We start from the raw sequence: 10,197 nt of genomic DNA on the forward strand, positions 1-10,197 counted from the left end.
CTGCTATTGCTGGGGTCGCTGATCGCCAACGCGGCCACAGTGGGTCGGGTAATCGCCTCCCACGAAGAGCGAGTTCAGAAGTAGAATTTTCTACTTAGACAGAGAAAGCTCTACATGGGGACGATTTGCTTTACCAACAGCCAGATCATCGCCATTCTCAAGCAAGCCGAGGGCGGCACTCCTATACCGGAGCTGTGTCGTGAGCATGGCATCAGCAATGCCACGTTCTACAAGTGGTGCGCCAAGTTTGGCGGCATGGTGGCAACGACCGACGAAGACGATGGCGACCTCAGCGACATGTTGGGCGAGCTCCGCGTGCTGCTGCCCAGCGCTCAGTTGCTGTCTGCCTTTCTCATCACCGTGCCTTTTGCGCCCGGGTTTGCTGGTGTGGTGGCGGTCGAAAAACACGTGTTTCTGGCCACCTTCGTGCTTTCTGTCGCCGCGCTGGTGCTCTTCAGCGCTCCTGCCGTGCAACACCGACTTATGCGTCCGCTATCTAACCGGACGCGGTTTAAACACATTGCGACGCGACAAATCCTCGCAGGAGCCGGCGCTTTGTCTCTGGCACTCGTGCTCGCCTCGCAACTAGTGCTTTCGAGCGTACTCGGCCACACGCTGGCGAACCTGGTCGCCGGATTCGTTGCTGTGCTTATTCTGGCACTATGGTGGGTGCTGCCTAATGCGTGGCGCGCGAGCGGGCGGTTTTGAATCCTGACATACTGGCACAACTATGCGACGGCTTTAACGCATCGATTACCGATATTGCTCAAGCCTGCCCATTAGTGCCGGGTTGGGTGCACCCTAGAGCGGTAAGCGATGTGCCGCACCCACGGCGAGATTTCGCTGCTGGCGCCTTCAGAGTCCTGCAGGCGTGACATTCGATCGCATTGCTGATCGCGGAAGGCTGAGTAATACCATAACCTTTGCCTGCAGCACGCCAGGACCACCGCCATGATGTCCATCCCTATGATGGCCCCTGCCAGGATGGCTGCTCAAGAGTCAATCAAGAATGCCTCCTTTCACTTCTCCTTGTCTGAAGTGAATCGCCCCGGCTTTCGTGGAGGCCGGTTAGTGTGAGTCAAGCCGGGATAGCTTGACTGCTCAACTGCTTGTGATAGTTTGCCTCAGCTTCGGCCGGCGGTATATAGCCGAGCGGTTCCAATAAGCGGTGGTGATTGAACCAGGACACCCATTCCAGCGTGGCCAGTTCGACGGCCTCACGTGTTTCCCAGGGAGCGCGGCGGTGGATCAGTTCAGCCTTGTAGAGTCCGTTGATGGTCTCGGCCAGGGCATTGACGCTCCTATGTCAAGGATTTCCCGCTGTTGCCCTTAAGTCCGCCAAAATGTATGGGTATAGCTCCCTGATGACATACCGTTTCAGGCAGCGATGGATTTCCTTGCTCGACATGCCCTCCATCGTTCTTTTCTCTACATAGGCAAGTGTCCGTGGCTCGCTTCGCATCCTAACCATGGCGATGGTCCACAACGCATTGTTCGCTTGGCGGTTACCACCTCGATTCAATCGGTGGCGTACTGTCTTACCAGAGGAAGCCGGGAGCGGATTCACTCCGCAAAGTGCAGCAAGCGCAGCCTCACTACGCAAGCGTTCTGGATTATCTCCGGCGACAACAATCAGCGTTGCTGCCGTCAGTGGGCCTACGCCAAATTGTTCACGAAGATGCGGCGCAAACTGGGTCGTTAGCTTTTCTAGTTCCGCGTCCAACTCCTTGAGCTCCGCGGCCAACATCAGCCAGCGCTTTGCCAAAAGACGTAGCGTCGAGGTCAATGCCACCAAAAGCGTTGACGGACCAAGTTGTCGAAGTTGAGCGCAACCAGCCACACATTGCTCAGCCTTGGTCTTCCAAAGACGATCACGGATTTCCTGTGGGGCACTTACCAATATTGCCCGCAACTGATTGATGGCTTGGGTCTTGGCCTTGACGGCGCTACGCCTGGCAACTGCGAGTGTGCGCATCGCCTCTGCAGCTCCTGTATGAGATTTCGGGATGGCCGTCGCCTGTCCTGAAAGAACCGAACGCGCGGCGCTCTCTGCATCGGCCGGGTCGGACTTTCCCTTCAGTCGTCGCTTACTGCGGTCGGGACGATTCACTTCCCACACCTCGATTCCTTGCTCGCACAGAGTGCGAGCAAGGCCGGCACCATAGGTACCAGTTCCCTCGACGCCGGCACGGCGAAAGCAGCCGAATGAACGTGCCCAAGCTAGGATCTGCAGATATCCGCTTGCGTTGGTTGCCGTCGCCAGCGTCCCAAGAAGTTTGCCAGTACCGCTAATGACTGCACCAACATGAAGATCCAAATGCGTGTCCACGCCCAGGATCACTTCGTTTTGCATCGCTTGTCCGTCCATTTTGCGCTCCCTGTCGAAGTGGGCGCATTGCCAACCCAGTCGCCGGACAGGACACTCAAGGTGGAAGTCCAAAGCTCCTATTAGGTCACCAGACCAGGCCCGACAACGCTCGGGGAACGCGCTGGCGAATCGACAGGTCAACGCAAAGGCATTCAGCCAATCGTAACTCGGGTCAGGCTCGGCAGGCGTTCAATGCTCATCATAGACTGAGTATCGTAACTATCGCCCTTGCTACCCACGGACGGCTCAATGCCGGCTTCTGCCAGGCGCTCGCTGTACTTTATCGATACGTATTGCGACCCCCTGACGCCCTTCTAAGTGTCAAGTGGCGATTTTGGTCGAATTGATCTCCCGTTGTCGTCGTTGGATGATGTAGAAGACTTCGCGGGCAATGTAACGTTTGACGCACCGGATAGCCTCCAGCTTGGAATGTCCCTGGTTGATTCGCTTTTCGACGTAGGCCTTGGTACCGGCATCGGTTCGCAAACGGCCGATCGCAATGATATGCAGCGCGCTGTTTGCGGCCCGGTCGCCGCCGCGGTTCAAGCGATGCCGGCATACCTTTCCCGAAGATGCCGGTACCGGACTGACGCCACACAGCGCAGCAAAACTGGCTTCCGACTTCAGCCGCCCGCTGTTGTCGCCTGCCGTCAATAAGAGCTGGGCCGCCGATTCATACCCGATAGAGTTGCGCGCGATGAGTTCTGGTGCGAGTTCATCGACGAGTTTGGCGATCATGACGTCTAAATCCGCGATCTCGTCGTGCAACTCAAGATAGCGTCGCCCCAGCGATTTAAACGCGATGCGATATGCAGAGGTCAGGTTTCGGTAATCAGACAGGTCAGGACGCCAGGCCGCCAGCGTTCGTACCAGCTGCATACGGGTCATCGTACGCAGCGGCTCCGGCAGCTCGTCCGGTGCGCTAACGATGTTATTTTGAATGAGTTGCAGGGCAACCCGGCGGGCAGCGACTGCAGTCTTGCGGCACACCTTCAGTACCCTCAAGGACTCAACCATGCCGTCGCGCGTCTTCGGTGTCACAGTCCGCACTTGAGCGAACGCTGCATGAGCGGCGTTCTCCGCATCGATCGTATCGTCTTTGCCTCGCTTGCGGCGATCATGTTTATCCGGCGCTGTCACTTCTAGCACTTCTACGCCGGCATGCTGGAGATAGCGAAGCAATCCTGCGCCGTACGTGCCTGTGCATTCGACGCCAATTCGAGCAAGCTCGCCGAACGAACGGAGCCACGCCAGCATCTGCTTGTATCCGTGACGCGTCGTCGGGAAACTCTGATTGCCTACGACACGATCCTGGTTATCCACCACCGCTGCAAAATGCAGGTCTTTGTGGGTATCGACACCACCGACCACAACCTGTTGCTCATCCATGGCCCGCCGCACCTTTATGTAGAAGTAAGCGATTCCGCCACTACGGATACCTGGACAAGACAGTAAAGCGACAGGGCGTCAGGCCCTTCTTGGGTCACATGTATCGACGAGGCGAAACCTCGCCGGCAAACATTCCCGGGCGACCGACAGGTCCGGGGAAAGACATTGAATCTAGTCGATCGGAATGCGGGTCAGGTCGTCCGAAAACGTTGCGCGGCACCAGATCTTCCAAGATCGGTCTATCGCTATGAGGGTCAGATCGCCCAGGAATCGCTGGCATGGACATTATTACTGCCGCTATGATGGACCAGCTCGTTACGTTCAGGCTGACGGGCGTACAGCGCCTGTTCCAGAGCGTCGAGCACGAAGTCAGTCCGCATCGAGCTGCTGACGCGCCAACCGACGATGCGCCGGGCGAACACGTCGATGACGAAGGCGACATAGACGAAACCCTGCCATGTGGAGACGTAGGTGAAATCGCTGACCCACAGCTGGTTCGGCCGCTGTGCCTTGAACTGGCGGTTGACCCGGTCGAGCGGGCATGGCGCCTTCGCATCGGCCACCGTCGTGCGTATGACCTTGCCGCGCATGACGCCGCGCAGGCCAGCCTGGCGCATCGAGCGCTCCACTGTGCAACGGGCGACATTGGTCCCCTCACGCCGCAGTTGGCGCCAGACCTTGTCAGCCCCGTAGACCTGCAGGTTCGCCTGCCAAACCCGCTCGATGTCGACGCTCAGCACGTCGTCGCGCCGGGCACGGGCCCAACGCAACTCAGGATGGTTGTGGTGCAAATTATGGACGAGGGACAAGTCAACTGGCCCACAGATGGGTAGATCACGCAGCCAGAACAGCTGCCCAGATTTCAGGCGTAGTTCGCCCCTGAGTCGACAGGGAACTTAGGTCGAACTGCCCTTTGCGAATCCGATGCATGAGCTCGATGCCCCGAATTGTCGTGCCGGCGGAAGCGAAACTTTTCAGGCCCAGCATGACGCCCAACCTGGACTTCACATTACGATGGTCCTGCTCAATTCGATTGTTCAGGTATTTCGACGAGCGAAGCTTCGTCACCTCGGCAAGCCTGCCTTGCCGCTGAAGCTCTCGGACGGCCCGGTGAGATGCTGCGTAACCATCCAGCGTAATAGTCTCGGGTGAGCGACCCTGAGAACGTACGGCCTTGCGGAAGAAAGCCTTGACCGAGGCAACGTTGCGCCGTGGGCTGAGCCGGAAGTCAACGGTCTTACCTGCCGCGTCGACCGCCCGGTAGAGATAAGCCCACCGGCCGCGGATCCTGACATAGGTTTCGTCCACTCGCCAGGAATTACCTGCTTGTGTCGAGAAGCGATTCCAGCGTTTGTCAAACTCTGGCGCATACCGTTGTACCCAGCGCAAGATGGTCGTGTGAGCGATCGGCAGGCCTCGCTCGGCCATCATCTCGACCAGGTCACGATATGAGAGCTTGTAGCGCAGGTACCAGCGTACGCAGAGAATGATGATCTCCTGCTCGAAGTGTCGGCCCTTGAATAGGGCGCTCTTGCTCGGACGGTTGCGCATTCTGGGCAAAAGGCGAAATTCTAGCTCAGCTGCTGGTTTGCACCACAGCCGAAAAATCAAGTACCGCGAAGAGTTCGTCGACGGTTTCGACCAGCTCCCGGCAACGCTGCTCACACTTTTCGACGGCACCCATAGCGGCAAGAAGTTGATCGTCCGGGCATAAGCCGCCCGACCAACCAAGGAACAACAATGACGCAATTGACTGGAAAACTGGCGCTCGTAACGGGCGCCGCACGGGGCATCGGCGCAGGCATTGCGTTGGCACTGGCCGACCAGGGTGCCGACGTGGTGATCACCTACGAACGTTCGACCGAGCGCGCGGCTACGCTAGTCGCCGCAATCGAGCAGAAAGGCAGGCGCGCATTTGCCATCCAGGCCGACAGTGCCGACGCCGCTGCAGTGAAGCGCTCCGTCGACGAGGCAGCGGCCATGCTCGGCGGACTCGATATCCTGGTGAACAACGCCGGCATCGCGCGCGTCAGTGCGTTCGTTGACCTCAGCCTCGCGGACATCGATGCCATGCTCAACGTGAACGTGCGCGCAGCCGTGCTGGCGGCGCAGGCTGCGATCCCCTACCTGAAGCAAGGCGGGCGCATCGTTACGATCGGCTCGAACGTCTCGCAACGCGTGCCGTTCGGTGGGCTGACGGTGTACGCCCTGACCAAGTCCGCTCTGCTAGCCTTCACGCAGGGCCTCGCCCGGGAACTCGGGCCGCTGGGGATTACCGTCAACTTGGTACAACCGGGGCCCATCGATACGGACCTCAATCCCGCCAACGGCGATCTGGCCGGACTCAACCTACCGTTCACCGCGCTGGGCCGCTACGGCATCCCCGCTGACATTGGCCACGCTGTGGCTTTTTTGGCCAGTCCTGCAGCCAATTATGTTACCGGCTCGGCATTGACCGTCGATGGCGGATTTAACGCTTGAGTACTGTTCCAATCCCTAGCAGGCGTTCGCTTACATTGCGCCTATGACTTTGACGAGTGATTCGCTGACCATGCGGCAAACGCCTGCCACTTGCTAAGCTCGGTTCAGTGCACTGACGATAATTGCAATAAAGCGCAATGCAGTCGCCCTGCTCACAGGCTTCAGCGAAACACTCCAGGGGCGATCGCTATAATCTTCGAGGCCAGCTCAAATCCGTCCCGATTCGTTTAAGAAAGAGAGCGGGAAGGACCGCTTTTGGCCGAACCCGGCCATTCAGCTGAGCCTATCAGGTCACTACGGCGAAAAGGTCGCTGACTGTCACGAAGGGCAGCGTCGCCGTCGGCAGCGGCACGGGCAAGGACATCGAGCATGCCCTCAAGCGCTGGCCGGATCTGGAGCGCTACGCCAGCCCCGGCACTCTCTCGATAGACAACAATCCAGTCTAGAACGCGATCCGTCCAATCGCCATCGGCAAGAAGAAGTGGCTGTTTGCCGGCTCGGAGCGTGCTAGCCGCCGCGCCGCAGCCATCCAGAGCCTGTTTGCGATGGCCGAGCTCAATGGACTGGATCCGGCCCGCTGGCTAGCCAACACCCTCGACAAACTGCCGACCTGCCGAAACAGCAAGATCGATTCGCTGCCATTTGCGAACTCTAAGCCAGCTTGATCCGGCTGTGAAGGTGGGGCGGCTGAACGCTTACGCATGGCCCTGAACGTCCATGGCTCGATCGGCTATGCGCCCTTCCCGCTGGCAGTCGGCAAACAGCACCTGACGTGGGAACGCGTGGTAAACCTGATCGACATGGCGCTCTACATGGCCAAGTCGCACGGCCGCAACCGGGCATGTGGCGTGCGCGGCTTCGCCGATGACCGGCTGGGTAACCTGGATGCGACCGAACCAAACCTGGTACTCGCCTGGCGCACCGGCCAGGTCGAGCTGTCGACCGTGATGGGCGGACGCGATAGCCGCCCGCTTGAGCGAGCGGCTGACCCGCGCGGGGCTCGGCCTGTTAGAAGCCGACCTTCAGGCCGACCGACACCACGTCGGCCTTGGCGCCGATCTCCGGCTGCTTGCCATAGCGTTCATATTCGCCGACCAGCGACAGGTTCTGGCCCAGCGCATACTGCAGGCCGACGGCGCCGTACACGCCATTGTCGTTGTCCGAATAGCTGGCGCCGATGGACGGCAGGTTGACCTTGCGCTCGTTACGGGCCACGCCCAGCTTGCCATAGGCCGAAAGGCGCTCGTTCAGCGGCACCGCATACTTGGCAGCGACATAGCTGCTGGAACTCTTGACTTCTCCCTGCCCGAAACCTGACGTCGAGAGGACATTGACATCTTCGTTGCCGAAGCGGGTATAGCCGGCTTCCAGGGCCCAGTTCTGGTCGACGTTATAGCCTGCGAATACCTTGCCGCCGGCCTTCCAGTCGTCATCTGCGGCGCGGTTCTCGGCACCCGCCACTGCCACGCCCAGGTAGGTGCGCGAGGCCCAGTCGGGGCCGAGCCCATTGGTCGTGGTCTGGGCTTGGGCGGAGGTGATGGCGGTCAAGCCGACCGCGAGCGCGATCAGGAGTTTGTTCATGGTCTTGTTCCTTGGTCTGGTTCGCAGTTCCCAATGAATTGCGTAGCGAAAAGATACATCGCGGCGGCCCTGGTCCGAACAGCGCATGCGTAAGCACTTGTAACGAAACGCCACGGTCAACGGCCCGTCGGCGTGCGGCATGTCGCACATTCGGGCGTTGCCGTACTGATGCGCACAGTAAGCGAACAATTCGCGCGAGATGCGATATATGCATTTTGTTACGCCTGGATACAAGATCGCCTTGGCAAACCGGGCTCTAACGACAAAGGGACTACGCCAAGGTGGCGAAATCGCATCGGGACAATGAGTCGCGCATCGACCAACGTACAGGCCGCCCAATGAGATCACGGATCTTCCTCGTTACCTTCGCTACTTTCCTTACAGTGCCTCGGCGTCGGTGCTGCCGTCCCGGATTCGGTCTACGCATGTGAAGGCACCCGCGTTACGCCTCTCCCGCTCGTCGCCTTCTAGGACTGGAAGCCAGCTGGCGCGGCGCCGCCGGGCAGCTCGACCTGGGCGTCAAGGGTGGCGCCACCAGCACCAGCAAGGGCCATGAAGCGAACATCACATATTCGAATCCGATCCAGCAGGGCGGCGAGGTAGCCATGCTTTTCTATATCGCCAATTGCGTGAGCTATTCGTGAGGATCAAGAAAGCTACCCGTGAAGGGTGGCCAGTTGCTGTGCGCTGGTTGCGACGAAAGGTACTGCATCACCGGGCTGCGCGCACCAGATTTTGCTAATCGCTGCGACGAATTCCCTCCGAATAGCTGCAACTGACCTGTAGGGATATCGAAATAGCTGCGACTCGCTGCATCCATGACCTCACAACGCTGTAACGCCACCAACAGAAACCGGCACCGTCTGCTTCCAATGGGATGGACGCCCCCACCCGAAACGGCATCGATGTGCCAAAGTGGATGTGTCATACACCACTAACCGAGGAGGGCGTCACCATGAAGATTACGACAATTGGCATCGATCTGGCAAAAAGTGTGTTCCAAATTCACGGAGTAGATGGGAACGGCAAGCCGCAGTTGAAAAAACAGATCAAACGTAGCGAAATGGCCACGTTCTTTTCAAATATGCCACCCTGCCTCATCGGCATGGAAGCCTGTGGCGGAGCACATTACTGGGCCCGTAAGCTGGTTGACCAGGGGCACACGGTCAAGCTGATGGCACCACAGTTCGTCAAGCCCTACGTAAAGACCAATAAGAATGATGCGGCTGATGCAGAGGCAATTTGCGAGGCGGTTGCTCGGCCCACGATGCGCTTCGTACCTATCAAAAACGTTCACCAGCAAGCGGTTTTAGCGATGCACCGGGCACGACAAGGTATGGTCAAATCGAGAACCGCGCAAGCTAACCAGATCCGCGGCTTGTTTGCAGAATTCGGTCTGGTCATGCCACAGGGAATCGCAAATCTTTACAAGCAAGTTCCTGCGTTGTTGGAAGAGGCAAAGGACGAGCTGCCAGGCATGTTTCGAGAACTTGTTCTTCGCCTTCTGACGCACCTTAAAGAGTTGGACCGGCAGGTTGGAGAAATGGAAGTAGAGATCCAGGCATGGCATCGTTCAAATGCTCTTTCACGCAAGCTCGAGAAGATTCCCGGTATCGGACCGCTTACGGCCAGCGCGTTAGTTGCGTCGATCGGCGACGCCAAAAGCTTTGAAAATGGTCGTCAGTTAGCGGCCTGGCTAGGATTGGTACCCAAACAGCACTCCAGTGGTGGCAAGCAGACGTTGCTGGGAATAAGCAAAAGAGGAGATTGCTACTTGCGAACTTTGCTCATTCATGGCGCCAGAGCGGTTATTTATGCAGCACAGCGCAAACTTGCCAGTACAGGATGGCTAGCAAGTCTCCTGGCGCGACGAGACAAAAATGTCGTCGCCGTCGCGTTGGCGAATAAGAACGCAAGAATCGTGTGGGCACTTCTGGCACACGATCGAGAGTTCCGGTCTGATTACGCCAGGGCGTAATCAGACCGGGTAACACGAAACAAAACATAGGTAGCTAAAGTCGTTTCCCCACCGATTGCTTAGGCAAACATGAAGTGATGGCAAGACAGGTAAGACCGTAGTCGGCAAAGCCCGTTTGGGTCGGAGCATGAAAAATGCGCGCTTTCGATTGGGGCGTCGACTAGCAAATCCCATCAGGGACAGCGGCGTCAAATGCCGCACCAAAGTCCGGATGTACGGGTGCAATCTTTTCCTGCTGACTCATCATGAAATGAATGCTTGGCAAACCGGGGGCGTCCATGTACGACCCAAAGCGGTCTTCGCACTAACAACCTGCTGGGCGAATTGCCCGGCTCTCCCGGGTGGGATCGTGCGACCGGCAATAGCCAGCGTGATTCACGATACCCGCAGCTCTACCTTC

At 58.4% G+C, this 10,197-nt stretch carries 7 protein-coding genes and 5 pseudogenes; 5 read left to right on the forward strand and 7 right to left on the reverse strand.

All coding sequences use genetic code 11. From position 1 onward, the window contains the following. Nucleotides 1–114: 114 nt before the first annotated feature. Nucleotides 115–265: pseudogene (locus AC56LW_RS23515) on the forward strand (transposase); the annotation flags it as partial. Next, nucleotides 256–708 carry a DUF6328 family protein gene (locus tag AC56LW_RS23520; protein ID WP_499638218.1) on the forward strand — a complete coding sequence of 151 codons (453 nt, stop codon included), beginning with the start codon at nucleotides 256–258 and terminating at the stop codon, nucleotides 706–708. The pseudogene AC56LW_RS23515 and the gene AC56LW_RS23520, both read left to right, overlap by 10 nt. Nucleotides 709–1,078: 370 nt before the next feature. Here AC56LW_RS23520 and AC56LW_RS23525 read toward each other — a convergent pair. The 6 genes and pseudogenes from AC56LW_RS23525 to AC56LW_RS23550 all read right to left on the reverse strand — a co-directional run. Continuing rightward, a pseudogene (locus AC56LW_RS23525) lies at nucleotides 1,079–1,294 on the reverse strand (IS3 family transposase); the annotation flags it as partial. A 12-nt stretch (nucleotides 1,295–1,306) separates the two neighbouring features. After that, the gene (locus AC56LW_RS23530) at nucleotides 1,307–2,368 is read right to left on the reverse strand and encodes an IS110 family RNA-guided transposase (RefSeq protein ID WP_499638199.1); all 1,062 of its coding nucleotides are present in this window, start codon (nucleotides 2,366–2,368) and stop codon (nucleotides 1,307–1,309) included. 182 nt (nucleotides 2,369–2,550) lie between these two features. Next, a pseudogene (locus tag AC56LW_RS23535) lies at nucleotides 2,551–2,673 on the reverse strand (IS3 family transposase); the annotation flags it as partial. A 16-nt stretch (nucleotides 2,674–2,689) separates the two neighbouring features. Then, nucleotides 2,690–3,757 carry an IS110 family RNA-guided transposase gene (locus AC56LW_RS23540; protein ID WP_499638202.1) on the reverse strand — a complete coding sequence of 356 codons (1,068 nt, stop codon included), beginning with the start codon at nucleotides 3,755–3,757 and terminating at the stop codon, nucleotides 2,690–2,692. A 272-nt stretch (nucleotides 3,758–4,029) separates the two neighbouring features. Next, a pseudogene (locus tag AC56LW_RS23545) lies at nucleotides 4,030–4,533 on the reverse strand (IS3 family transposase); the annotation flags it as partial. Between the two features lie 58 nt (nucleotides 4,534–4,591). Further along, the gene (locus AC56LW_RS23550; RefSeq protein WP_379738093.1) at nucleotides 4,592–5,308 is read right to left on the reverse strand and encodes an IS6 family transposase; all 717 of its coding nucleotides are present in this window, start codon (nucleotides 5,306–5,308) and stop codon (nucleotides 4,592–4,594) included. A 189-nt stretch (nucleotides 5,309–5,497) separates the two neighbouring features. Between AC56LW_RS23550 and AC56LW_RS23555 the strand changes: the two genes are divergently transcribed. Both AC56LW_RS23555 and AC56LW_RS23560 read left to right on the forward strand, forming a co-directional pair. Next, the gene (locus AC56LW_RS23555) at nucleotides 5,498–6,238 is read left to right on the forward strand and encodes an SDR family oxidoreductase (protein WP_499638206.1); all 741 of its coding nucleotides are present in this window, start codon (nucleotides 5,498–5,500) and stop codon (nucleotides 6,236–6,238) included. Between the two features lie 329 nt (nucleotides 6,239–6,567). Continuing rightward, a pseudogene (locus AC56LW_RS23560) lies at nucleotides 6,568–6,903 on the forward strand (IS66 family transposase); the annotation flags it as partial. A 343-nt stretch (nucleotides 6,904–7,246) separates the two neighbouring features. Here the strand turns inward: AC56LW_RS23560 and AC56LW_RS23565 are convergent. Further along, on the reverse strand, nucleotides 7,247–7,819 hold the full coding sequence (locus AC56LW_RS23565; protein ID WP_499638209.1) for a porin family protein: 573 nt from the start codon (nucleotides 7,817–7,819) through the stop codon (nucleotides 7,247–7,249). A gap of 955 nt (nucleotides 7,820–8,774) precedes the next feature. Here AC56LW_RS23565 and AC56LW_RS23570 point away from each other — a divergent pair. Continuing rightward, nucleotides 8,775–9,797: an IS110 family RNA-guided transposase gene (locus AC56LW_RS23570; RefSeq protein WP_499638212.1), complete on the forward strand. Its 1,023-nt coding sequence runs from the start codon at nucleotides 8,775–8,777 to the stop codon at nucleotides 9,795–9,797. The last annotated feature ends 400 nt before the right edge of the window (nucleotides 9,798–10,197 follow it).

It is taken from the genome of Telluria sp. LT2P80, from assembly GCF_059685955.1.